Source organism: Paenibacillus sp. S33, assembly GCF_053615415.1.
This window is the reverse complement of sequence record NZ_JBSIEZ010000001.1, coordinates 4082591-4106712: the sequence shown is the minus strand read 5'-3', so window position 1 is coordinate 4106712 and position 24122 is coordinate 4082591. Positions and strand designations below refer to the sequence as shown.

The following is a 24122-nucleotide window of genomic DNA, read 5'->3' as shown; positions in this document are numbered from 1 at the left end:
GCATGAAAGTAATGGGATTGGATTACGGGGATCGCCGAATTGGGGTCGCCGTAAGTGATGCCTTCGGCTGGACCGCCCAAGGATTGGAAGTCATAGAACGACGCGGTGACGACAGCGAGTTCGGTAAAATTGCAAATTTGGTTCGTGACAATGAGGTCGGCGAGGTTGTTGTAGGCTTGCCGAAAAACATGAACGGAACCGTGGGTCCACGCGGTGAGATTTGCATCGAGTTTGCGAACCGACTCAAGGAGTTACTGGGTTTACCCGTTCACCTTTGGGATGAACGGCTGACGACGCGTTCGGCGGAGCGTGCGCTTCTGGAGGCCGACGTCAGCCGAAAAAAACGCAAGCAGGTGGTAGATAAACTGGCCGCAAGCCTGATCTTGCAAAACTATTTGGACGCACACAGTACAAGGTGAGGGGGATTTCGTAATGGCTGAAAATCAAGTGGGTATGGAAGAAGAGCCGGAAATTATTTATATTGCCGATGACGAGGGCAACGAGGAAGAGTTCGAGGTCATTATGAAGTTTGAGGTAGATGGTTCCGAAGCGAAGTACATGATGGTTGCGCCAGTGGACCCTGAAGCTGATGAGTCCGATGTGTACGCCTTCCGTTACGAGGAAGAAGGCGATGATATTAAATTGTTTGTGATCCAAGACGATGCCGAATGGGAAATCGTCGAAGAGACCTTTAATACATTTGTAGAAGAAGAGGAAGAGGAAGAGGAAGACGGGAAATGACGAGCTATTCACGTGAAGACCTGAGTTGGACCTCTGATTTGAAGGAAACGTTCGACGGCGATGTAGAGTTACAGGATGAACAGGGCCATGCAATTCGCATGGAATTGGAAGCAGAGTTCAAGGTAGGTGAACAACGGTACGCTGTATTGCGTAGACCTGGGGCTGCTGTTGGCGAACATGAACTATACCATGTAAGCTCATCCACAGACGGCGAAATCTCCATCACCACCATTGAAGATGATGATGAGTGGGAAGATATTTCCGAACTGTACGATGAATGTACGTTACCGGAAGAACTGTAAGTCTGGATAGCGATGAGATCAAACCTGAAAGGGCGGACCAGTCCGCCCTTTTTGGCTGTGAAGGAGTTGGGTGGATGTGAAGCGAAGGACGAGGATGTTTACGTTGTTTCTACTGCTTATCATTATAGCAGGAGGGGCAACCCTCTATATTTGGAATGCCATGCAGCCTGTTCAGCCCCAAACACAACCCGTTGCTTTTACGGTGGTGCAGGGAACAGGAACATCGGCAATTGCAGATACGCTGGAGCAGAAGGGACTTATACGTAATGCGTTCGTGTTTAAGGCTTATGTGAAATTCAAACAGCAAGGAAGCGCATTTCAGGCCGGAAAATATGAGGCGCAGCCTGGCGCAACCTTTGACCAGTTGATTACTAAGTTATCGGCTGGAGATGTTGTCAAAGAGGAAATGATTCGTTTTACAATCCCAGAAGGTTTTACGATTAGACAGATGGCTGATAAGCTGCAAAAGGAAGGATTGGCAGATCGGCAGCAATTTTTGCAGCTGGCCAACGATCCGTCCGCTTTTGACGTCGCGCTAGTGCGGGACATTCCAAAGCAGGCGGGGCTTCGCTATGCGCTGGAGGGCTATCTTTTCCCGGAAACCTATGAGCTGAAAAAGGGTAGTACGGCCAAAGATATTATACAGGTGATGCTAGAACAGACACAAAAGCGGTTGGAAACTGTTTCCGATTTGGATGCCAAGCTGAAACAGCGGGATGAAACGCTGCATCAACTGCTGACAGTTGCTTCTCTCGTAGAGCGCGAAGTGGTTGTGGAAGATGAGCGGTCTGTAGTAGCTGGCGTCATTTATAACCGGCTCAAACAGGGGAAGAAGCTGGAAATTGATGCAACGGTTCAATATATGCTGGACAAGCAAAAAGAACGGCTGTATTACAAGGATTTGGCTGTGGAAAGCCCTTATAATACGTATTTGCATCTGGGACTTCCGCCAGGGCCGATTGCAAGTCCCAGTCTAAACTCAGTGATAGCGGCTTTACAGCCAAAAGCTACAGATTATTTATTTTATGTGACCAAAAAAGATGGGACACATGAACATTTGTTTGCCAAAACGTATAAAGAACATTTGCATAACATTCAGGTAAGTAACCGTAAGACAAATTAGGAGGTGAGCCTATGGCTTACAAACCCGAACTACTGGCAACTGCCAGCTCTCCGGAGGATGCCCTCCATATGCTGGAGGCTGGAGCTACTGCATTACTTATTGGAGATGACCGCTTTGGAATGCGGCTGCCGGGACATTTTACCCCTGACCAAATCCGTGAAGTGGTGGAAGAGGCACGCAAGCATACGGCACAGGTATATGTATCCATGACGAATTTGATGACGAACGAGCTATTGCCGCTCCTTCCCGAATATGTGCAGACCCTAGCTGGATGCGGCATTGATGCCATTGAGTTTAATGATCCCGCAGTGCTCATGGCCGTGAAGGAGTATGCTCCGCATCTTAAGCTGTTCTGGAACGGTGAGATGATCTCCACCAACTTCGCAACCGCCAACTATTGGGGTGAAAAAGGGGCTTCCCGGGTCATTTTGGCTCGTGAGCTCAGTATGGATGAAATTACCGAAATGATACCAAAGTTGAACATAGAAGCACAGGTTCAGGTACATGGTATGACCAATATTTATCATTCCAAGCGTAAGCTTGTTCAAAGTTATATGCTGCACCAGGGACGTAATGTAGAGGGCGATTTGGGCAGAGGGCGCGGCTTGTTTCTGATTGAAGCAGAGAGGAAGGAAGAAAAGTTCCCCATCTACGAGGATATTAATGGGACACATATTATGAGTTCAGATGATTTTTGCATCATGGAGGACCTGCATATTCTAATGGAGGCGGGCGTGCATAGCTTTAAGATCGAGGGCTTATTGAAACCTACGGCTTACAATGAGGCGGTTGTTCGTGCTTATCGTAAAGCAATAGATACTTATACAGCTGATCCGGATGCTTATGCTTATGATGAAAGCTGGCTGGATGAAGTTCGCCGTCTTCAAGATCCAGAACGGGAACTTTCCTTCGGATTTTTCTATAAAGAGCAGGTTTATTAATTTTAAAATGAATTGAATTCACAGAGGGGGGAACGTCATGGGGACGATAACCAAAACGAGAAAATATATAGGTAAACGGAATCGTCTGGATAAGCCGGAGCTGTTGGCTCCTGCCGGAAATCTGGAAAAGCTGAAGTTTGCCGTTCACTATGGCGCGGATGCTGTATATATTGGTGGACAAAAATATGGTCTGCGTTCTAACGCCGATAATTTCAGTTTTGAAGAAATGCGAGAAGGTGTAGAATTTGCCAACAAGTACGGTGCTAAGGTGCTTGTGGCTACCAATATCTATGCCCACAATGAAGATATTGCCGGAATCGAGGAATACTTGCGCAATCTGTACGAGGCAGGAATTCATGCCGTTATTGTCGCTGACCCGGCTATTGTATCCGTGGCATTGCGTGCTGTTCCTGGATTAGAAGTGCATTTGAGTACACAGCAGTCCACGCTGAACTGGCAGGCGGTAAAGTTTTGGAAAAACGAGGGGCTACCGCGTGTAGTACTGGGTCGTGAGACCAGTCTGGAGGAAATCGAAGAAATCAAAAAGCATGTGGACATCGAAATCGAAGCTTTTGTCCATGGTGCGATGTGCTCTTCATTTTCCGGCCGCTGCGTGTTGTCCAATCACTTTACAGACCGTGATTCCAATCGTGGGGGATGTTGTCAGTCTTGCCGCTGGAAATACGATTTATTTGAGGATGCCCGCCCAGGTGAGGTTTGGATATCTGAGGAAGAGGCACAGGACAGCAATGCACTGAAACAGTTCCAGCTCGGTGTTAACCAGCTTCCACTGTTTGAAGAAAGCGATAATGCTTTTTCTATGGGTTCCAAGGATCTGTGTATGATTGAAAATGTCCCTGATCTGATTGATGTAGGTGTAGACAGTTTTAAAGTAGAGGGACGTATGAAGTCTATCCACTATGTGGCTACGGTCGTGAATGTCTATCGTCAAGCGATTGATTCCTATATGGCTGATCCTGAAAATTATGTGCTCAAACCAGAATGGATTGAAGAAATTAACAAGGCAGCCAATCGCCCGCTGAATACAGGATTTTTCTACGATACACCGGATCATGAGGATCATATTTATGAGCCGGAAGAAAAAGCAGTCCCTTATGATTTTGCTGGACTGGTCATGGACTACGATGCCGCGAGTGGCATCGCAACTATTCAACAACGGAACCATTTTAAACCCGGTCATGAAATTGAATTTTTCGGCCCGAACGGAACATTCTTTAAACAAACGGTCGGAACGATCTGGGATGAAGAAGGCAACGAATTGGATGCTGCTCGTCACCCGCTTCAACGGATTAGAATGAAGGTAGATCAACCCGTATCGTATTTTGATATGATGCGTAAAAAGAAGTAAATAAGCCTTAAGTCACAGGTTAAAAGATTCAAAAGCCTCTCCTATCGGTTGGAGAGGCTTTTTTTTGAATAGTTTTATAGGAAAAAAGTTTCACAAAATTTAGTTGATACTCAAAGGAAAGCTACATTCCTTGTCGAATAGTTCCGATAGAAGTTATATAGATAATAGATACATAATGGATAACGTGGAATTAGAAACTAATTATATGGTGGCAGGTGAGAGGAATGGGTTTACGGAAAAAAGAGGGGAATACAGTAAAAAGGCAACCCAAGAAAACGGATCAAATGCAGGGTTTGAAAGGCAGTAAAGTGACCATGGAAAAAGGGGAACAAACGGGTGCGGTGTCTTCGAAGGTTGCCCCCTGGGTAGCTAAAGCGACTCGTAAAGGTACACACAATTTAAAGCGTTTACTTAAGCCGGAAAGGTACAGTAAAGATTTCATGCATTTGGTCAAAAACTATAATCCGATACGTTCGGTTGGAATGAAGTTGTTTCTGATCTTTTTTGCGGCAATTATGTTATTTGTGGTTAGCTTGGGGATGCTCTCATACTACAAGGCTAAAAGTACGATTGAGCAAAATGCAGCTACGGCTTATCAGCAGACCGTCCAGCAAACTTCAGAAAAGCTTGATATTATTCTAGAGCGCTTTCAAGACACATCGACACAGGTATTTTTCGATACTGAATTAAGTGATCAGTTGCAAAAGGCAGTAAAGCAAGATAAAAATCCCTTTGCATCTTTTGTTGCTATGGGCGAAGTGAATAAGAAGCTAACGAATCTTGCTTTTACGAATAAAGCGATTGATTCAATGTACTTGTACCCGGAAGAAACCAATTTAGCTGCTATGGGCACCGGAACTCAAAAGGATGTACGGCAGGAAGCGTGGTTTAAGGATATTTTGAAAAACAAGGGAATGGTTTGGCTACCTACGCAGGTGAATGACAATGGTAGCAAGACCTTTCGTCTGGCACGCTCCATGAACAGCATGTCCGGGTTGGGAGGGACTTATGTTCTGGTTATGGATTTAAAGTCCAGTGCGGTGGAGGACGAGTTAAAAGGTGTTAATTTGGGCTCAGGCAGTATGATTAGCCTTGTGACAGACAAGGGCGAGTTTGTAGGCTCTAACAATGAGAGCTTGACAGGAGGGAAGACAAAGCTGGATTACGTTTCCAAGCTTGAAGGAATCGAAGGAAATCAAATTATGGAGCAGGAAGCAGACGGCAAAAAGCAAAGTGTGCTTGCGGTTCATAATACGCTGGGAACTTCCAAGTGGATTCTCGTGGGTGTAGTACCTGTATCTGAGCTGGTGAGAGACGCTAAGGGGATTCTAACCACAACCTGGATATTTGCTGCAGTGGCTGCACTCATTGCATTGTTCATTGGCCTGTGGATCGTGCGCCTCGTGGCTCGTCCATTGACACATCTGAAAGATTTAATGGTCGAAGGCGCTAAAGGCAACTTGCAAATTCGAACGAACTATAAGGCTCAGGATGAAATTGGGCAGTTGTCAGAAAGCTTTGATATGATGATGGAGCAAATTACATTGCTGGTACAACAGACGAATGCCTCAGCTCAGGAAGTTCTGAATACAGCGACAGAATTAGGCGATGCCTCGAAGAAGACAGCCATTTCAGCCAAAGAAATTGCAGCAGCAACGGAAGAGATTGCTCACGGCGCCGCCAGTTTGGCAACAGAGGCTGAACGTGGCAGCGGACTAACCGGGAATATATCTCAGCAAATGGATACGGTGATGGCTTCCAATTATGAAATGAGTCTGGTCGCACAAGAAGTTGAACAATCCAGTGAAAAAGGGACCATTCAGCTGAAAAATCTATTGGGCAAGACTCGGGTTACGGAAGAAACTACACATGCTCTGGTGGGCAAAGTAGATGAACTGAAGCAGACAACTTCGGATGTATTTAAGGTGCTGGACGTACTACAGGATATTGCGAAACAAACGAATATTCTATCACTGAATGCGACGATTGAAGCGGCACGAGCGGGGACGGCGGGGCGTGGTTTTATGGTGGTAGCTAATGAAGTTCGGCAGTTGGCTGAACAATCACGTCAAGCTATTCGTACGGCTACAGGCATTACTAACAACATCGTCAATGAAATGAATGAAACGGTACAGGCATTATCTGAGGTGTACCCGCTGTTCCGGGAACAGATGGGAGCCGTGCAGGAAACAACGGACATTTTTCAATCGGTGCAGCAGCAAATGGGAGAGTTCGCGCTACGATTGGGAACGGTTACCGCCTCCATTCATCATCTGAGTGAATCGCAGACCACTTTGTCCGAGGCAATGACCAATGTAAGTGCGGTGGCCGAGCAATCCTCGGCTACTTCGCAGGAAGTCGCTTCGCTCAGCACTGAGCAGGCCAATATCGGTAATCAACTGGTAGGTTTGTCGGATAAGCTGGAAGGAGTATCGGTGAATTTGAAGGAACAGCTTTCGCGGTTTACGGTGTAGATATAACAAACCCATGGGAATCAGGAATGTCACTGATCTCCGTGGGTTTGTACTTTTTATTAGTGGATGTGCTTAAAAATCCCTCACGAAGGAAAGCAAAAGATGAATACAAACACAAAGGTAGCTTGGGTTGTGCTGGCCATTACTATTTTTATTACGGTTTTTTATTAAATTCGGAAACCCATTCACGTTAAAAGTTGAGTGGGTTTTCTTTTTCAACTACAGGACATACTACTGGAAAAATGATGAAAGAAGGATGGATGTGCCGAGGCGTGGTAGCAGTTTCATACGAAAACGTCGAATTGCATATATGGCCTTGGGGGTGATGGCGCTACTGCTGATTTTATTATTCCGACTGGCTTGGATTCAGGGGACAGCGGGCATTCATATGTCTGTTTATGGAGGGCATTCGCTTAAGGAAATGTCAGCACGTCAGCGACAGGAGGGCATTTCTATCGACTCTGGACGTGGACAGTTTACGGACCGGCATGGGCAACCCTTGACTGGCGGAGTCGTATGGGCGCCAGTGCTTTTTCCCGATGTAGATGGCAAAGCGGCTATACATGGCGAAGAACTGGCTAAGCTACTGCGTACGAACAAGAATCAACTACTGACACGCTGGAAAGGACTGCAATCCCCGCTCATATGGCGTGATGGGGGCGGAGAGCCCGTACAAATCAATCCGCATGAAGCAGGCAAGCTGCTGAAGCTAGCCCCTTCGCTTATTGAGCTTGTACCTTATGCGAAACGTTACAGGGATTTGCCCAATGGCAGGCAATGGCTTGGCTTTCTGTATGAACGTGCCGACCGAGCGAGTGAACTGCCGATGGGGGCAGCCGGGCTGGAAAGAACGTTGGAGCCGCTGCTGAGCGGCGTCGGTGAAACGTTCGTCTCCCGATTTGTAGATGCGCAGCGTCGTCCATTGACTCATGTACCGCTGCGTGTCAGTGCTCCATCCAATGGTCACTATCCATTACAGGTACAGACTACAATTGATCTACCTATACAGGAACAGATTGAAAAGCTGACGGAATCTAGTCATTTGGCAGAAGGGGCCGTGGTAGTGCTCGATGCAGGCAACGCGGATGTACTGGCGATGGTGTCTCGCCCTTTTTATAATCCCGGTCATGTTGATCCCCAGCAAAAAACAGACTGGTCTAATCGTGCACTTAAGGCGATAACGCCTGGTTCCATTTTTAAGTTGGTTACGGCTGCTGCTGCACTTGAATCAGGTGTTGTCCAACCGCAGGAACAATTCCATTGTCATGGAACTTATGGCAAGTACGGTTTGGCTTGCTGGAAAAAAGAAGGACACGGTACCCTGAACCTGGAGGAAGGGCTTGCCGTATCCTGTAATAGTGTGTTCGCTCATCTCGGTGAACGGCTTAATTCTGAGCAAATTCAGGCCACAGCCTCTGCACTGGGATTGGGCCGAACTGTGGGCTGGCAGGAGCGGAATCTTGCGGGGCTACCTCAATTCAGACCACTGGATCACGAAGAAAAGGGAGCCGTATTCGGCTCCCATACAAACGCGTCTGATCCGGGCGTACGTGTACAGACAGCTATCGGTCAGCGCGATGTGCTGGTAACGCCTCTCCAAGCTGCTAATCTCATCGTCACCTTGCTGCACGATGGTCAAGTACATGCACCACGCATTGTCAAACGCATTAGCTACGCAGACGGAAACACCTTACTGGAACTACCTACTCATGCTGTACCTTCATCCGAGGGTAGTCGCTCGATTCACACATCGACGGCTCGCATGCTTCGTGAAGCAATGGAAAAGGTTGTGACACAGGGGACGGGTGCCTCCTTGCGTAATAAATCATGGAATCTGGCCGGCAAATCGGGTACCGCCCAAGCTTTGAAGAGCGGTCACCCTATTAATCACCAGTGGTTTATAGGGTATGGTCCGATAGAGCGGCCTCGTTATGCGGTCGCCGTCCTTGTGCAAAATGCTTCAACACATTCTACAAATCAAGCTACAGCACTGTTCGGTCAAGTAATGGATCTGTTAGCTCAATCTTCCTCAGTTCCACGAGTAGCTACACGATCTTCCTCCTGAATTTTGACGATAAACGGAGGCTCATCAAATTCCTCTGTCGGAAACCGAATCCATTGTTGCAGATAACCTTGCTGCCACAATTCCTTGAGCAAAATGATCAGAATGGGGGACAGGATTAATCCGGCCAATCCGAAGATGGATAACGATATAATGGCAAAGGAAAGCATCAGATAGGCAGATGAAACACCGATGGAGTTACCAGTAATTTTAGGCTCTGCCAGCTGGCGGACGATAACCGTGACAGCCATGACAATAAGCAACCCTACAGCCAGGCCAGTATTGCCTGTGATGAACAAATACACTGCCCACGGAATAAAAATAACAGGCACACCCAACAAGGGCAGGATATCAAACAAAGCTGCCACGAGCGCCAACGATAGGGCATTATCCACTTGCAAAATGAGTAAACCTATAAATACGAGAACAAAGGTAATCCCTACCAATAGAGCTTGAGCTTTGAGAAAGGCGGAGATAGCTTTTAGTACGTGATTTTTCAGAAAAAGGTAAGCCGTTTTTAGTGTCTTGGGTGTTTTACTACGGGCAATTCCCTTCCAAAGATTAATTTCCATACTTAAAAAGAACGCTAAAATGATCGCAACCGCAAAGTTGCCCATAAAAACAGTGAAAGAGCTGAGGAATTGTATGAAAAAGGATAACCCTAGCTGTGCCCATTTCGTAGCAATGGTGGTGGCAGTCGCAAAATAATCATTTACACGTTCGGTAACACCCGGAGGTAAAGCAGCAATTTTATCTTGAGAAAGATGAAGATACCGCGTGAATTCCGTTTGGATAATCTGCGTATAATGTGGGAGGTTTTGCGCGACTTTCGTAAATTGCGTAACCAGAATCAGGCCCAATCCGAAAAAAATAGCAAGTAAAAGGATGATAAACAGCAATACGGAGAGCGCAGAGGCGAAGGGCTTCTTCATTCCCTTGCGATGAAAATAACGAGCGGCAGGTTCAATGCACCAGAACACGACAAACGAAAGGAACACAGGTGCGGCAAGTTGATAGAGTTTGCTGGATACGAACATAATTAAATACACGGTTAATACGATCAGTCCGATATCAAAAACGGTACGCCAATATTTTTTGTACAATGGAAGCATATGTATACAACGACTCCTTTAAGATTTTTACTTATTGTACACTAAATTGGACCTCAATGCTGACCATATACAATAGTGAATCTCGGCATGCTTACGTCTTTATGCTAACATATAAGTAAGTGAGTTTTCCTCAGGAAGCCTGCTTGGGAGTTCAGAATAGAAAAGTGGGGATAAAACGTGCAGACTTTGCTGTTATGGATGTTTTACATTTCAACTTTTTATGCTTTTATTCCGGCGCTGGTTAGTCGTATATTTGGCTTCCGAGTGTTCAGGCGCGGCAAAAGTGAGCAAGAATATGCGCTCACCTTTGATGATGGTCCTGATCCAGTGTATACATCACAGCTGCTTGATTTACTGAAGCGTTTTGATGCCAAGGCTACTTTTTTTGTTGTTGGGATGAATGCAGAAAAATACCCTGAACTTCTGAAACGCATGCATGATGAAGGTCATCTGATCGGTATTCATAATTATGTGCACAAATCGAATTGGCTGATGCGGCCTGTTACGGTCAGAAGACAAATTGCCCAGACAGAGTCAGTCATTCGTCGAGTAACTGGCGAGGGAACGACCTTTTATCGCCCACCTTGGGGGATAGTGAACTTTTTTGATATTTCCAACACCCATGGTCGTCGAATCGTATTATGGTCCTCCATGTTCGGAGATTGGAAGGCAAGCATTGGAGCGAAACAATTGGCGGAGAGAATGCTAAAAAAGCTAAGGGGGGGCGAGGTGATGCTGCTCCATGACTGTGGTACGACATTGGGGGCAGACGCGGAAGCGCCCCAGAATATGCTAATCGCACTGGAGAAGCTGCTGAGGGTCGCCCAAGAACGACAATTGCGCAGCGTACGGGTGGATACATTGTTTTGCCGTCAGTCTGTCAATCAACCTACTGCCTCCGAGATGTTCAGTACGAGCTGGTCAAAAAGAACGCTGGTATGTGGATGGCTCCAGTATGAGCGGCTATTCCATGTTTTGTTTCGTCTTCGTCCCGTAAGTCAGGAGGATACGATCTTTTATTATCGTCGCCGTATCTATCATGGGCCAAATGTAAATATGGAGAACAGCAGGTGGCTAGAAAAAGGGGACCCGGTAATCGAGCTTCATTTTGATAATAAAAAGTTATTTCAATTGGGGTCGACGGCAAAGTCGATGGTACATCTAGCTATTCAATTGATTCGGATTGTGAAAAAACAACTTCCTGATCTGGCCCAACGCATTGTACATGATTCTGAAATGAAGGGTGTAAAGGCGATCTATGCAGTAAGTATGATTCATCGGGGACCAGAGAAGTTGGGATTTCAAGTTCGGGAGCTTCCCAAAGGACTGTTCAAGCATGTGTCCACTGTATATCTAAAGCTGTTATTTCGTGTTATTCATCCTTCGGGTTCAGAGCAATTGAGTGAAAAAAAAGATGTAATGGTACCGAAACTGATCGTGATGCCAATGGATACCTTGTTTGACCGTTTTCATCTGGGAGACTTACACTGCTCAGACGAAGCTCTTGAGCAAACAGCTCAGAGAGATGATGTCCATATACTCAACAGCGAAATGACCGAAGAGGCTAATCCTGTTCAGACATCAGTCAGGGCTTCACAAGCAGCGGATACAGGATCAAGCAATTGACCTAATAAAAAAAGCCTCTCGATCCTTTGTTAGGGGTCGGGAGGCTTTTTAGCCGTTCATAAAGCATATCTTAGCAAAGCTTTAGATTTTCATAATTCCGCCGTTACTTGCGTTCGTCACCAGCTTGGAATAACGTGCCAGGTAACCCGTTTTCACCTTCGGCTCAAAGCCTTTCCAGTTGGCGCGACGACGTTCGAATTCTTCGTCCGTAATGTGGAGCTCAATCTTACGATTGTTCAAGTCCAGCTCAATGATATCGCCGTCCTCAACAAAAGCGATAGGTCCGCCTTCTGCGGCTTCGGGGGAAATATGACCGATGGAGATACCACGGGAAGCACCTGAGAAGCGTCCGTCTGTAATCAGACCCACCTTGGCACCAAGCCCCATGCCCACGATTTGTGAAGTTGGAGCGAGCATTTCAGGCATACCAGGTCCGCCCTTTGGACCTTCATAACGGATAACAACAACGTGTCCTTCATTAATTTTACCGTTGGCGATACCTGCCAGTGCATCTTCCTGTGAATCAAAGCAGATAGCAGGACCTTTGTGATAACCACCAACCGAAGGATCAACTGCACCGACTTTGATAATGGAGCCTTGCGGTGCCAGATTACCGAATAATACAGCCAGACCGCCACGTTCGGAATACGGGTTGTCCAGTTTATGGATAACGTTAGTGTCCAGAATTTCCTGACCCTCTACATTTTCACGAATGGTTTTTCCGGTTACAGTAATACAGTCACCATGCAGTGCGCCCGGTTTCTTCAACAATTCATTCAGCACTGCGCTTACGCCGCCTGCATTATGAACATCCTCAATATGATAGTCGGAAGCAGGTGCCAATTTGGACAAATGAGGTACGCGGTTTGCGACTTCATTAATACGTTCGATAGGGTAGTCAACTTCTGCTTCATGGGCAAGTGCCAATGTATGCAATACGGTATTCGTGGAACCGCCCATTGCCATATCCAATGCAAATGCATTATCAATAGCTTCTTTAGTCACGATATCACGTGGTTTAAGATCCAGCTTAATCAATTCCATCAATTGGCGTGCAGATTGTTTAACGAATTCTTTACGTTCTTCTGCTACTGCGAGAATGGTGCCGTTACCCGGCATAGCCAGACCCATCGCTTCTGCGAGACAGTTCATGGAATTCGCTGTGAACATCCCTGAACAGGAGCCACATGTCGGACAGCCATATTGTTCTAATTCAAGCAAGCTTTGATCGTCGATTTTACCAGCCTGATATGCACCTACGCCTTCAAAGACGGAGGTCAGGGAAATAGAGCGTCCGTTCTTGTCTTTACCAGCTTTCATAGGACCGCCGCTGACGAAAATAGTTGGAATGTTAACGCGCAATGCGCCCATCATCATGCCAGGGGTAATTTTATCACAGTTAGGAATACAAACCATGCCGTCAAACCAGTGAGCGGAAACGACAGTTTCCAGAGAGTCAGCTATAATTTCACGGCTCGGCAGAGAATAACGCATACCGATGTGCCCCATGGCAATGCCGTCATCTACACCGATGGTGTTAAACTCGAAAGGTACACCGCCTGCCTCACGAATGGCTTGCTTGACAATTTTGCCAAATTCCTGCAAATGGACGTGGCCCGGTACGATATCAATATACGAGTTGCATACCGCAATAAACGGTTTGTCAAAATCTTCTTCCTTGACACCCGCTGCGCGCAGCAAGCTGCGGTGAGGAGCGCGGTCAAAGCCTTTTTTAATCATATCGGAACGCATTTTCGTCTTAGCTGTCATGATGCTGGTTTCCCCCCAAAGTATAAAAATAGTATGGCGTTCAATGGACGCCGTGATAGCGCAGATGTTTTCTAAAGAGTCTATCATAGATGTGAGCTTTTTTCTACATATATGAAGATTTTGAAAAAGTACAAGAAGTGTTCTGTAATCAACAATATATAGATATGACCAGTTTTATTTGTCTATATATTGCATTTAGAAGAGGTTAGAATGTGATTCTATTAGAAATATGTATACTGATAGGTTTGCGTATCAGGTAAAATATGAAAGAGCCCATTCCTCAATAAAGCGGATGGGCTCAGGCTTGTTTTATGTTAAAGGAGGGCGGAAGAGGACAATACACCTTAATTTCTGCCGCCTTTACGACCGATGTCTCTGTAGAAATTTTTGTCATGCGACTCAGCTGTAGCATCGCCGCCCTTTTTGCCGATTTCCTGATAAAATTCTTTATCATGAGAGTTTGCGGTTGCTTCCCCGCCTTTTTTACCAATCTCCTGATAAAATTCCTTATTGTGCTTCTTGGAAGTAGCTTCTCCACCCATACGACCTGCTTCTTCGCGACTCATTTTCCCCTGATTTTGATTACGTGCCATTACAAATCACTCCTTAATAAAAAAGTTGTTTTTTGTTGCGCGCATCCTTTACTTACCACATCACGCCTGTATGAAACAGGCTCTAAGTGGAGTAAAGAGAGGGTAGACTCGCTTACATGTTCGTCTGTGAGTGGGTTGTCGCGTGTTCAATGTTAAATAAAAAAGAGATAAAAAGATTACGCGGACCGTCTAAAAGGATAAGGAGCTGGCTTTAGCATCCATTCTACCTGTGGCTCAATCAGAGGTCTTGTTGCAGTACGAACCCAAGGCATGGTCAACATACAGCACAGACCTGCAGCACACACTACAATCAACATGACTTCCACTGGAGTATCTATATATTCGTAGACTCCCTTCGCAACAACGGTACGGACGATCAAGCCATGGAGTAAAAAGACATATAGTGTCCGTCTTCCCATCTCAGTTATACGTCCTGTCACGGCCGGAACAAAGCTTAGAAACGCCATCGATGCTATCCATTGAACTCCATAAATACCGATGCGGTAAATTCCTGCGTACCATTCGGTATGGCCCAATTCACCGTAAGTCATATTGCCATACAGCCAGCCTGCCGGGATGCCGAAATACGACGTTCCCGCCAGTACCATAAGCAGAAGAGATACAATGCCAGCGATTATGCGGACTGGTGTTGTGAAGAACCGTCGAACGTCCGCATAATTCAAATGATAACCTGCTACAAAGTAAGGCAAATAAACAAAGGTTCTGCATACGCTCAGCCATATACCATCCACAGGGAGATACCCGACAAGGATACCCAGCAGCACGGATATACCCAATTGGAGGACAGGTGGTATTTTCTGAAAAGTCAGCATCAGCAGTCTCCAACAGATATGACTGGCAAGGAACCAGAGGAGCAGATAAGGAGCAAAGAACGAATGATGGATATGGGGAACGTGGAAGAGTGCAACATCCAAGATCGAATAGAGCGATTGAAAAATAAGATATTGCATACCGATCTGAAGCAGAACTTTTTGGCCTGCGGGTCCGGTCAAAGATGATTTGGCAAAGTAGCCTGTTACGAGTACAAACAACGGCATATGGAACATGAATATCCAGCTGAACCATTGTTGGGCAATATGAAGTGAACCGACTAGAGGCTCCAGAGCATTTCCTGCAAATACGCATATGATCAACAGAAATCGCAGATTGAAAAAGAAGCTTTCCCCTTGTACATCATGGCTTGTCGTCATGTGTTTCCCTCCGAACGGCTTCTGCCGACTAAACTATTTAAAAAATAATTCTTTACAAGGAACAAGGTACGATACTCTGGACTTTACCATTGTGATTTTTTTCACAACAGTAAGCGCTACCATGTCCTTATTATGTGGCGAAAGCTTGAACACGGGACAAAGATGGGCTAATACCTGGAAATGTATGCTGATTTGACCCTGTATGTACAACGATGTTACCCTAACAAGGCTATAGTTACGCTGATGAATACAGCGACACATTTTATATTCAAATTACGAATTTCGAGGTACAAAAGGCGAAAGGAACTTTTACAATGAGAAGAAGAACAAGAAGATCATACAATTCATATGGGACACGTGGTCCTCGGAAAATATGGAAAATTCTCTTAGGCATCCTGATTGTCATTGTACTGATCGCAGGGTGGGGGGCATGGAAGGTATTTACGCCTTATCAGCCTGATGAGACGGCTGCTGCTGCATTAGCCGAAGTAGCGGATGCTGTGAAAGTAAATGAACAAGAACATTGGGTTGGTTTTGAGCCTGTAAAAAGAAGCGGAACTGGAGTCATTTTGTATCCAGGGGCGTTGGTGAAGCCCGAAAGTTATGCGCCCTTGGCACGCCGTCTGGCGGAAAAGGGTCATCATGTGATCATTGCAAAAATGCCACTGAACCTTGCATTGATCTCCCCGGATTTAGCGAATGAAGTGCTAAAGGCATATCCGAAAGAAGCGTTTGTTATTGGAGGCCATTCGTTAGGCGGTGTGATGGCGGCCCGATATGCAGCTGCACATCCTGATCAGGTCAAAGGTGTATTTTTCCTCGCCTCCTACCCGGATAACAAGGGTAATTTAAAGGATAAAAATCTGCCCGTTATTTCTCTACTGGGAAGTGATGATGGAGTCGTCCAGATGGAAAATGTCCAAAGTGGAAGAACTTATTTACCAGCCAACACGCTGTATTTTACAGTCTTAGGGGGAAATCATGCCCAATTCGGCAGTTATGGTGTCCAAAAAGGGGATAATCCTGCAAAAATTAGCGCTGCCGAGCAATGGAATCAGACGGTAACGGCTTTACAGGACTGGATGAAAGAGAGTGTGGATGTGGCTTCTAAGAATCAGTAAAGGAGGTGTGCTGCATGTCTGAGCTGATCGTGCAGGGGGAGCGGTACCCATGCCGTGGTATTTTATTAGATAAAGATGGAACGTTGCTGGATTTTATTCAGTTGTGGGGCCCCTGGGCTCGTTCTATACTGGATATGATGGAGCAGCATCTTATCGTGGCAGGTGCCGGTTTTACGGTGGAAAAAGGTACCGTTCTAGGTACTGTTCACGATCAGGAGGGACGTGTGATCGGTTACGACCCTTCTGGCCCGCTGGCCATGGGGACGGTGGACGAAAGTACGGGGGTATTGGCTTGGCAGCTTTATAATGCTGGTGTACCGTGGAATGAAGCTGTACGGCTTGTCCGCGACTTTAATAAAACGGCGATGGCTGATATTCGGCGACATCGGGCAGCGAAGGTGTTTCCAGGGTTGCGGACATTGCTGGAGCAAAGCCGCCATGCCGGGCTGAAGCTAGCGGTTGTGACCTCTGACAGTACAGAGGCTGCACAGGAGCATTTGGAGTGGATGGGGCTGACATCCTATTTTGATGAGATTATCGGACATGATAGGGTTACATATGGTAAGCCTGACCCGGAAATGGCTGAAAAAGCCTGCGCATTACTAGGATTGTCGCCGGCGGACGTGGTAGTCATCGGAGACAGCAATGGGGACATGCAGATGGGCAAACGTGCCGGAGTGCGGCTCGCTATTGGATTTGCGCCAGAAGCAGAACGTTCTGGTCATTTGCTGGATGCGGATAAGGTTGTTCGTGGATATGAAGAGCTGGAGGTGCGTAGGGTATGAAAGTTAATACGTTGGCGGAATGGATACAGCAATCGCAGAATATTGTTTTTTTCGGCGGTGCAGGCACATCGACGGAAAGTGGTATTCCGGATTTTCGTTCGGCAGCAGGCCTGTATCAAAGTGAGGAGAAATTGCCTTATTCCCCTGAGGTTATGCTGAGCCGTTCATTTTTTGTGAAGCATCCTGAAGTGTTCTTCGACTTCTATCGCAGCAAAATGCTGCATCCCGATGCGGAGCCGAACGGTTGTCATCATTTCCTCGCGTCATTGGAAAAGCAAGGCCGTCTAAAAGCGGTTGTGACCCAAAATATTGACGGCTTACATCAGGCTGCCGGCAGTGTGAATGTACTAGAACTTCATGGCTCGGTGCATCGGAACCACTGTATGGAATGCGGACGTTTTTACAGCCTAGATGAAGTGATGAACAGCTCTGAGGTTGTACCCAAATGTCCAATAGATGGAGGAATTATCAAACCGGATGTCGTTTTATATGAGGAGGAGCTGAATCAGGATACCATTATTCAATCCGTTCAGGCTATTTCGCAGGCTGATCTGCTGTTAATTGGAGGAACGTCGCTGACAGTACATCCCGCTGCGGGCTTGATTACTTATTTTCGTGGTAAACATACAGTGCTGCTGAATACAGATCCCACCTCGTATGATCATAAGGCGGATCTTTTGATCACCGATCCAATCGGTAAAGTTATGGAAAAACTTGCTCATCAATTAGGTCTGTAATCGTTTTCTTGTCAACGCCTGGATAAAAGCGCTATGATGATGTTGTGATGGACATTACAATGTTTCGAGAGAGGCTGGGATAGCATGGTTTATTTAGCTGGCGAAGATCGTTATGAAACTATGAAATATAACCGTACAGGGAGATCAGGTCTAAAACTGCCCGCTATTTCGCTGGGCTTGTGGCACAATTTCGGCGGGATTAACAACGCGGAGAATGGCCGTAGCATGATTACTCGCTCCTTTGATCTGGGAATTACGCATTTTGATTTAGCTAATAACTATGGCCCTCCTGCGGGATCAGCTGAGGAATTTTTTGGACAAGTATTAGCCAGTGATATGAAACCGTATCGAGATGAGTTGGTCATCTCCACCAAAGCGGGCTACAATATGTGGGCAGGGCCTTATGGTGACTGGGGATCTCGCAAGTATATGATATCTAGTCTGGATCAGAGCCTGAAGCGGATGGGGCTGGACTATGTCGACATATTCTACTCTCACCGATTTGATCCTGATACGCCGCTGGAGGAAACGATGGGAGCACTGGATCATATCGTACGATCCGGCAAAGCGCTGTATGTGGGTGTGTCCAATTATAGTGCGGAGCAAACAGCAGAAGCAGCTCGCATTCTGAAGGAGCTGGGAACACCGCTTTTGATTCATCAGCCGAAATACTCCTTGCTCGACCGCTGGATTGAAAACGGATTACAAGATGTACTGGACGAAAACGGGGTAGGCAGCATTGCCTTTTGCCCGCTGGCGCAGGGATTGCTGACCAATAAATATTTGAACGGAATTCCCGAGGATTCACGTGCAGCGAGTACTTCGGTTTTCCTGAATGAGAACCATGTGACGCCAGAGACACTTCGCAAGGTACGCGCCCTGAATCAGATGGCTGCTGCACGCGGACAAAGTTTGGCTCAATTTTCGCTGGCCTGGGCTCTGCGCGGCGAACGTCTGACCTCTGTCTTGATTGGGGCAAGCCGTGTAAGCCAAATTGAAGAAAATGTTGCTACCTTATCCAATCTGGACTTTTCTCAGGAGGAATTGGATCGGATTGATTCGATTCTGAATGCCGGGAACTGACAGGACGGCGGCACAGCCTAATGGCGAAAGTTAATTTGTAGTCATCGGCCTAATTTCGCGTTCTCTTATACAATATAAATTAACAGCCCGCATCCGTTTGAAGGATGCGGGCTGTTTAAGTCTGTTTTACGACTGTGGATACTGCTTAACCTTGCTTCGGTACTCGGTTGGAGACTGACCACAGAAGCGTTTGAATTGACGTGAGAAATATAAGGCATCGGTTAGTCCGACCGAAGCGGCCACTTGCTCTACCGATAGTTCCGGACGCTCACGCAGCAGTTGACGTGATTTGTCGATTCTTAGCTTAAGCAGATAGGTGACGGGGGAGATCCCCGTTTCCTTTTTGAATATCCGTGACAAATACGCACGATTATAACCAAGTCCTTCAGACATTTGCTCAATGGAAACGGGGTGTGCGTACTGAGTGGACATATATTGAACCATCTGCTTGACTGTACGTTGAATTTGCGAATCCGCCCCGGACGGATCAGTCCAGTCACTCAGGTAATTGCCTGCTTCCCCCATAATCAGATACAAATACCCCAAGGCTGATAGATGAGAACTAGATTTTCTGCTATAAAAGGCCAATTGCATTTGCTCCAAATAACCGGGAATGGGACTTTGATCGGAAGCATGAAAGACAGGCTGGTGAACACGTAGCCCGGCCTCCTGCACCACCTGCTCAGTATGGTGCCCGGTAAACGCAGACCAACGATAACGCCACGGTTCCTCTTCATCAGAGGTATAGCTCACCAGCTGACCGGGATGAATAAGGAAAAAATCGTTTTCTTCAAGCTGATATGTGTGCTGTTCCGTTCGGAAGATACCTCTGCCCGATTCTACAAAGTGTAGCAGATAGTAATCATAGATTTTCGGCCCCACGGCATGACCGGATTTGGTTTGGCTCTCTCCTGCAAAAAGCACATGCAGCGGGCTATTTTCATAAAACACCGGATTAGAGGCGACGGCATAACTATATGAATACGCTTGCAAAATAGGGTCATCCTTCCTGCATTTGTGAATGGTTTAGCGGATGCGGTATACTTACATTGTACATATCCAAGTCACATTTATCCATAGCTTAAACACATGGATGCATTACATTGTGTGACGCTTTCATTTATACTGAAATCATAAGAGATGTCAACCTGATTAAGATGTTACAGGGAAATCAGGAGGGCCTTTACTAACGGTATATGAGGTGGATGCGGATATGAACTCTACTGAATTAAAGAAACATTTTATTGAAAAATATGGTGAAAGCAGCAATGAACTGCGGATATTTCATGCACCTGGACGTGTCAATCTGATTGGAGAGCATATCGACTATAACGGTGGTTATGTACTCCCGGCTGCGCTGGAATTCGGAACGACGCTGATCCTTCGTGCGCGCAATGATGATGAAATTCATTTTGCTTCGACAAACCTGTCGTATGAAGTGTCTATCCCCCGTGGAGAAATAGGTAAAAACAAAACGGATGAGTGGGTGGACTATCCGGTGGGTGTGCTGGTGGAGTTGGCTGAAAAGGGAGTTTATCCGTCTAACGGATATGACCTGCTCTATCATGGAGAAATACCGAATGGTGCTGGATTATCCTCCTCAGCCTCCATTGAGGTTGTTACAGGATATGCGTTTCTCACGATCGAAAAACAGGAAACAGATACGGTCGAGATCGCTTTGTTGTCCCAGCGGGCAGAAAACAATTACGTTGGTGTCAATTGCGGCATTATGGACCAGTTCGCTGTAGCGAACGGAGCAGCTGATCATGCAATTCTGCTGATGTGCGATACGTTGGAGTACCGTAAAGTGCCATTCCGCACGGGGGCTTATAAGCTCGTGATCGGCAATACAAACAAGCGTCGCGGTTTGGTGGACTCAGCCTACAACGAGCGTCGTAGCCAGTGTGCCGAAGCACTGTCCATTTTACAGCAGCAGGAGCCGTCACTGGAATACCTCGCTCAGCTGGATGAGGCACGTTTCGGAGAGCTTCAGCATCACATCGCGGACCAAACAGTGCGTCGGCGGGCACAGCATGTGGTGGAGGAAAACGCTCGTGTGTTGGCCTCTGTCGATGCTCTCGCAGCGAATGAACTTATAGCTTTTGGTCTGTTAATGAATGCTTCTCATGATTCATTGCGCTATTTGTATGAGGTCAGCTGCACGGAGCTGGACGTCATGGTTGAAGAAGCACGACGCATTCCTGGCACGCTGGGTGCTCGTATGACAGGAGCCGGATTTGGAGGTTGTACGGTTTCATTGGTTCATGAGGACGATGTGGAACGTTTTGTGAAGGAAGTCGGCGAAGCTTATCAGACCCGCACAGGGCTGGAAGCCAGCTTTTATGTATGCAAGGCAGGAGACGGAGTAAAAGAACTGAAGGAGGACGAATAACATGGCCATTTTAGTCACAGGTGGAGCTGGATATATCGGTTCACATACCGTAGCAGAACTGTTGGATCTGGGAGAAGAAGTTGTGGTGCTGGACAATTTGCAAACCGGGCACAAAGCAGCATTGCTTGGAGGCAAGTTGTATGAAGGGGATTTGAGGGATAAAGAACTACTGTCCAAACTGTTCTCTGAAAATAGTATCGATGCAGTTATCCATTTTGCAGCCAATTCGCTGGTTGGAGAAAGCATGCAAAATCCTGGTAAATATTACGACAACAATGTATTTGGCACGCTGAGCTTGCTGGAGGCGATGAAGGATGCTGGAGTGCGCCGAATCGTGTTTTCCTCTACTGCGGCTACCTACGGCGAACCGGAAAAGGTGCCGATTGAAGAGGGAGACCGTACAGAGCCAACCAACGTGTATGGTGAAACAAAGCTGATGATGGAGCGCATGATGTCGTGGTTTGATAAAGTTTTAGGCATCAAATATGTGTCTTTACGGTATTTTAATGCGGCTGGTGCGCATGAGAGCGGCAAGATCGGTGAAGATCACCGACCAGAAAGCCATCTGATCCCATTAGTGCTCCAGACAGCCTTGAAGCAACGTCCACACATCGCTGTGTTTGGTGAGGATTATGCGACACCTGACGGCACGTGTGTTCGGGATTACATTCACGTGAGTGACCTGGCGGATGCTCATGTGCGTGCAGTAAATTACTTGCGCGAAGGCAATGACAGCAACGTATTCAACTTGGGCAATGGACAGGGCTTCTCTGTGAAAGAAGTTATTGAGACGGCACGCAAGGTCACTGGACTCGACATTCCAGTTGTTACAGAGCCACGCCGCGCAGGCGATCCAGCGATATTGGTTGCATCTTCTGACAAGGCTCGTTCGGTGTTGGGCTGGAGTCCAGCACGTACCCAATTGGAGGATATTATTAGCGGAGCATGGGGATGGCATCAGTCGCACCCTCACGGCTACGGCGACGAATAGACGGGAGACGATGACATATGAGCGAGCGCCAAACCGCAGATAAAGGCCAAGGCCGGGAACTTTCCCGGCATCTGGCCCATGACATCGACGAAACTGTGCAGCAATCGGCTCTATATGCGGTGGAGCAACTGATTGCATTCGCACAAAACAAGGGCTTGATCGGTCCGCAAGATACAGATTACAGCCGTAATCTGCTGTTGGAGCAGTTTGGGTTTTCGGAGCCTTATTCAGGTGGGGAGGCAGGGGGCGTTATGGCCCCCGAAGCTCTCCAGCCTGTGCTTAATGTATTGATAGATTATGGTTTTGCCATAGGACTTATCCCTGAAAACACAGATACGTATCGCGATTTGCTGGATTCCAAAATCATGGGACTGCTGATGGCGAGACCGTCTGAAGTCATCCGTGACTTTCATCAAACGGAGACTGAACGCGGCATAGAGGCGGCGACAGATGCTTTTTATCAATTATCCATCGATTCGAACTACATCCGAATGGATCGGGTTGCCAGCAATGTGTACTGGAATCAGTCGACATCTTACGGAGATATGGAAATCACGATTAATTTGTCCAAGCCAGAAAAAAGTCCTAAGGAAATTGCGATGGCGAAGCTTTTGCCGCCGCCTGTTTATCCCAAGTGTCAATTATGCCGTGAAAACGTCGGATATGCAGGAAGAGTAAATCATCCGTCCCGTCAAAATCTGCGTATCATTCCGGTGGAATTGAATGGGGAGCCGTGGTTTTTTCAATACTCACCCTATGTGTATTACAACGAGCATTGCATCGTGTTCCATCATGATCATGTACCGATGAAGCTTACGAAGGATACACTGCGGCGTTTGCTGGCCTTTACGAAAGCGTTTCCGCATTATTTTATTGGCTCCAATGCGGATCTGCCGATTGTCGGCGGATCGATCCTGACCCATGATCATTTTCAGGGTGGTCGTCATACATTCCCTATTGAAAAAGCGGGTGTGGACGGTGTATACCATAATGAAGCGTTCCCTCAGGTTACAGCAGGGATTGTAAACTGGCCGATGTCGGTCATCCGTTTTACGTCAACAGATGCCGAGGCGCTGTTGGAGGCGGGAAATGCTGCTTTTGAAGCCTGGAAAGCTTATAGTGATCCTGTAGCTGATGTCCTCTCTCATACCGAGCTGGAGGGGGAAACGATTCCACATAATACTGTGACGCCGATTGTGCGCCGAGATTCCGAAGGCAGGTATCAGATGGATCTCGTACTGCGTAACAACCGAACGAGTGAAGAGTATCCGGAAGGTATTTTCCATCCTCATCGCGAGATGCATCACATCAAGAAGGAAAATATCGGTCTGATCGAAGTTATGGGACTTGCCATATTACCGGGACGGCTCAAGGATGAACTGGATGGGATTGCAGATATTTTATGTGGGGATGACAAACTGGCTGTGGCTATGCAGCAGGAAGGACATCCACTGTTTAAGCATGCAGACTGGATTTATCAGTTAAACACTCAGTTCGGTCGTTTGCCTGACAAGGAAACGGCTGTTCGTACCGTACAAAATGAAGTTGGACTGAAATTCAGTGAAATTTTAGAGCATGCAGGAGTGTATAAACGGAATGAGTCGGGGCAGCAGGCGTTTGGTCGTTTTATGAAACAATTGGGATATACTTTGGGAGAATAAAATCGCTGGCGCAGCACATAATACACTA

21 protein-coding genes are annotated in these 24122 nt (G+C 46.8%); 16 read left to right on the top strand and 5 right to left on the bottom strand.

The window, feature by feature from the left end:
- Positions 1 to 2: 2 nt before the first annotated feature.
- The 8 genes from ruvX (at position 3) to ACWGXJ_RS18605 (ending at position 9015) form a co-directional block, all read left to right on the top strand.
- Positions 3 to 419: a Holliday junction resolvase RuvX gene (gene ruvX / locus ACWGXJ_RS18640; protein ID WP_061829280.1), complete on the top strand. Its 417-nt coding sequence runs from the start codon at positions 3 to 5 to the stop codon at positions 417 to 419.
- Positions 420 to 432: 13 nt separating this feature from the next.
- Positions 433 to 741, top strand: coding sequence for a DUF1292 domain-containing protein (locus ACWGXJ_RS18635; RefSeq protein WP_241113411.1), 309 nt, complete (start codon positions 433 to 435; stop codon positions 739 to 741).
- Positions 738 to 1043: a DUF1292 domain-containing protein gene (locus ACWGXJ_RS18630; protein ID WP_013311522.1), complete on the top strand. Its 306-nt coding sequence runs from the start codon at positions 738 to 740 to the stop codon at positions 1041 to 1043. Before ACWGXJ_RS18635 ends, ACWGXJ_RS18630 begins: the two co-directional genes overlap by 4 nt.
- Before the next feature lie 94 nt (positions 1044 to 1137).
- Positions 1138 to 2166, top strand: a complete 1029-nt coding sequence (gene mltG / locus ACWGXJ_RS18625) for an endolytic transglycosylase MltG (RefSeq protein WP_250262038.1) — start codon at positions 1138 to 1140, stop codon at positions 2164 to 2166.
- Positions 2167 to 2177: 11 nt separating this feature from the next.
- Positions 2178 to 3107, top strand: a complete 930-nt coding sequence (locus ACWGXJ_RS18620; protein ID WP_250266489.1) for a peptidase U32 family protein — start codon at positions 2178 to 2180, stop codon at positions 3105 to 3107.
- A 37-nt stretch (positions 3108 to 3144) separates the two neighbouring features.
- Complete coding sequence (locus tag ACWGXJ_RS18615) at positions 3145 to 4476, top strand: peptidase U32 family protein (protein ID WP_039272863.1); 1332 nt, start codon at positions 3145 to 3147, stop codon at positions 4474 to 4476.
- Positions 4477 to 4700: 224 nt separating this feature from the next.
- Complete coding sequence (locus ACWGXJ_RS18610; RefSeq protein ID WP_452567372.1) at positions 4701 to 6950, top strand: methyl-accepting chemotaxis protein; 2250 nt, start codon at positions 4701 to 4703, stop codon at positions 6948 to 6950.
- Between the two features lie 256 nt (positions 6951 to 7206).
- On the top strand, positions 7207 to 9015 hold the full coding sequence (locus ACWGXJ_RS18605) for a peptidoglycan D,D-transpeptidase FtsI family protein (RefSeq protein ID WP_452567371.1): 1809 nt from the start codon (positions 7207 to 7209) through the stop codon (positions 9013 to 9015).
- Here the strand turns inward: ACWGXJ_RS18605 and ACWGXJ_RS18600 are convergent.
- A complete protein-coding gene (locus tag ACWGXJ_RS18600) occupies positions 8970 to 10124 on the bottom strand; it encodes an AI-2E family transporter (RefSeq protein WP_250266486.1) in 1155 nt (384 codons plus the stop codon). The genes ACWGXJ_RS18605 and ACWGXJ_RS18600 overlap by 46 nt on opposite strands.
- A gap of 177 nt (positions 10125 to 10301) precedes the next feature.
- On the opposite strand from ACWGXJ_RS18600, the gene ACWGXJ_RS18595 reads away from it, so the two are divergent.
- Positions 10302 to 11750: a polysaccharide deacetylase family protein gene (locus tag ACWGXJ_RS18595; RefSeq protein WP_452567370.1), complete on the top strand. Its 1449-nt coding sequence runs from the start codon at positions 10302 to 10304 to the stop codon at positions 11748 to 11750.
- 81 nt (positions 11751 to 11831) lie between these two features.
- Here the strand turns inward: ACWGXJ_RS18595 and ilvD are convergent, their stop codons facing one another.
- From ilvD to ACWGXJ_RS18580, 3 genes are all read right to left on the bottom strand, one after another.
- On the bottom strand, positions 11832 to 13520 hold the full coding sequence (gene ilvD, locus ACWGXJ_RS18590) for a dihydroxy-acid dehydratase (protein ID WP_023989895.1): 1689 nt from the start codon (positions 13518 to 13520) through the stop codon (positions 11832 to 11834).
- A gap of 344 nt (positions 13521 to 13864) precedes the next feature.
- The gene (locus ACWGXJ_RS18585) at positions 13865 to 14113 is read right to left on the bottom strand and encodes a KGG domain-containing protein (protein WP_023989894.1); all 249 of its coding nucleotides are present in this window, start codon (positions 14111 to 14113) and stop codon (positions 13865 to 13867) included.
- A 176-nt stretch (positions 14114 to 14289) separates the two neighbouring features.
- Entirely contained in the window at positions 14290 to 15324 is a 1035-nt protein-coding gene (locus ACWGXJ_RS18580) for an acyltransferase family protein (RefSeq protein ID WP_452567369.1), read from the bottom strand.
- Positions 15325 to 15638: 314 nt separating this feature from the next.
- Here ACWGXJ_RS18580 and ACWGXJ_RS18575 point away from each other — a divergent pair, with 314 nt between their 5' ends.
- The 4 genes from ACWGXJ_RS18575 (at position 15639) to mgrA (ending at position 19050) form a co-directional block, all read left to right on the top strand.
- Positions 15639 to 16445, top strand: a complete 807-nt coding sequence (locus tag ACWGXJ_RS18575) for an alpha/beta fold hydrolase (RefSeq protein ID WP_452567368.1) — start codon at positions 15639 to 15641, stop codon at positions 16443 to 16445.
- Positions 16446 to 16459: 14 nt separating this feature from the next.
- Complete coding sequence (locus ACWGXJ_RS18570; RefSeq protein WP_250266483.1) at positions 16460 to 17230, top strand: HAD family hydrolase; 771 nt, start codon at positions 16460 to 16462, stop codon at positions 17228 to 17230.
- Positions 17227 to 17967 (top strand): NAD-dependent protein deacylase, encoded by a 741-nt coding sequence (locus tag ACWGXJ_RS18565; RefSeq protein WP_103049331.1) that lies wholly within the window; start codon positions 17227 to 17229, stop codon positions 17965 to 17967. The genes ACWGXJ_RS18570 and ACWGXJ_RS18565 overlap by 4 nt, the downstream gene beginning before the upstream one ends.
- Positions 17968 to 18051: 84 nt before the next feature.
- Complete coding sequence (gene mgrA, locus ACWGXJ_RS18560; protein WP_061829268.1) at positions 18052 to 19050, top strand: L-glyceraldehyde 3-phosphate reductase; 999 nt, start codon at positions 18052 to 18054, stop codon at positions 19048 to 19050.
- A 126-nt stretch (positions 19051 to 19176) separates the two neighbouring features.
- On the opposite strand, the gene ACWGXJ_RS18555 is transcribed toward mgrA, so the two are convergent.
- On the bottom strand, positions 19177 to 20043 hold the full coding sequence (locus tag ACWGXJ_RS18555; RefSeq protein WP_235308853.1) for an AraC family transcriptional regulator: 867 nt from the start codon (positions 20041 to 20043) through the stop codon (positions 19177 to 19179).
- A 220-nt stretch (positions 20044 to 20263) separates the two neighbouring features.
- Between ACWGXJ_RS18555 and ACWGXJ_RS18550 the strand changes: the two genes are divergently transcribed.
- Genes ACWGXJ_RS18550 through ACWGXJ_RS18540 form a run of 3 tightly spaced genes read left to right on the top strand, consistent with a single transcriptional unit; the run spans position 20264 to position 24094 of the window.
- Positions 20264 to 21442: a galactokinase gene (locus ACWGXJ_RS18550; RefSeq protein ID WP_452567367.1), complete on the top strand. Its 1179-nt coding sequence runs from the start codon at positions 20264 to 20266 to the stop codon at positions 21440 to 21442.
- A gap of 1 nt (position 21443) precedes the next feature.
- Positions 21444 to 22433 carry a UDP-glucose 4-epimerase GalE gene (gene galE / locus ACWGXJ_RS18545; RefSeq protein ID WP_023989887.1) on the top strand — a complete coding sequence of 330 codons (990 nt, stop codon included), beginning with the start codon at positions 21444 to 21446 and terminating at the stop codon, positions 22431 to 22433.
- A 17-nt stretch (positions 22434 to 22450) separates the two neighbouring features.
- A complete protein-coding gene (locus ACWGXJ_RS18540; RefSeq protein WP_452567366.1) occupies positions 22451 to 24094 on the top strand; it encodes a UDP-glucose--hexose-1-phosphate uridylyltransferase in 1644 nt (547 codons plus the stop codon).
- Positions 24095 to 24122 lie beyond the last annotated feature (28 nt).

Bases quoted from the DNA above. Each gene is read 5' to 3' on its own strand.
- ruvX (WP_061829280.1), top strand. From the start codon at position 3: ATGAAAGTAATGGGATTGGATTACGGGGATCGCCGAATTGGGGTCGCC.
- ACWGXJ_RS18635 (WP_241113411.1), top strand. From the start codon at position 433: ATGGCTGAAAATCAAGTGGGTATGGAAGAAGAGCCGGAAATTATTTAT.
- ACWGXJ_RS18630 (WP_013311522.1), top strand. From the start codon at position 738: ATGACGAGCTATTCACGTGAAGACCTGAGTTGGACCTCTGATTTGAAG.
- mltG (WP_250262038.1), top strand. From the start codon at position 1,138: ATGTTTACGTTGTTTCTACTGCTTATCATTATAGCAGGAGGGGCAACC.
- ACWGXJ_RS18620 (WP_250266489.1), top strand. From the start codon at position 2,178: ATGGCTTACAAACCCGAACTACTGGCAACTGCCAGCTCTCCGGAGGAT.
- ACWGXJ_RS18615 (WP_039272863.1), top strand. From the start codon at position 3,145: ATGGGGACGATAACCAAAACGAGAAAATATATAGGTAAACGGAATCGT.
- ACWGXJ_RS18610 (WP_452567372.1), top strand. From the start codon at position 4,701: ATGGGTTTACGGAAAAAAGAGGGGAATACAGTAAAAAGGCAACCCAAG.
- ACWGXJ_RS18605 (WP_452567371.1), top strand. From the start codon at position 7,207: ATGGATGTGCCGAGGCGTGGTAGCAGTTTCATACGAAAACGTCGAATT.
- ACWGXJ_RS18600 (WP_250266486.1), bottom strand. From the start codon at position 10,124: ATGCTTCCATTGTACAAAAAATATTGGCGTACCGTTTTTGATATCGGA.
- ilvD (WP_023989895.1), bottom strand. From the start codon at position 13,520: ATGACAGCTAAGACGAAAATGCGTTCCGATATGATTAAAAAAGGCTTT.
- ACWGXJ_RS18585 (WP_023989894.1), bottom strand. From the start codon at position 14,113: ATGGCACGTAATCAAAATCAGGGGAAAATGAGTCGCGAAGAAGCAGGT.
- ACWGXJ_RS18580 (WP_452567369.1), bottom strand. From the start codon at position 15,324: ATGACGACAAGCCATGATGTACAAGGGGAAAGCTTCTTTTTCAATCTG.
- ACWGXJ_RS18575 (WP_452567368.1), top strand. From the start codon at position 15,639: ATGAGAAGAAGAACAAGAAGATCATACAATTCATATGGGACACGTGGT.
- ACWGXJ_RS18570 (WP_250266483.1), top strand. From the start codon at position 16,460: ATGTCTGAGCTGATCGTGCAGGGGGAGCGGTACCCATGCCGTGGTATT.
- ACWGXJ_RS18565 (WP_103049331.1), top strand. From the start codon at position 17,227: ATGAAAGTTAATACGTTGGCGGAATGGATACAGCAATCGCAGAATATT.
- mgrA (WP_061829268.1), top strand. From the start codon at position 18,052: ATGGTTTATTTAGCTGGCGAAGATCGTTATGAAACTATGAAATATAAC.
- ACWGXJ_RS18550 (WP_452567367.1), top strand. From the start codon at position 20,264: ATGAACTCTACTGAATTAAAGAAACATTTTATTGAAAAATATGGTGAA.
- galE (WP_023989887.1), top strand. From the start codon at position 21,444: ATGGCCATTTTAGTCACAGGTGGAGCTGGATATATCGGTTCACATACC.
- ACWGXJ_RS18540 (WP_452567366.1), top strand. From the start codon at position 22,451: ATGAGCGAGCGCCAAACCGCAGATAAAGGCCAAGGCCGGGAACTTTCC.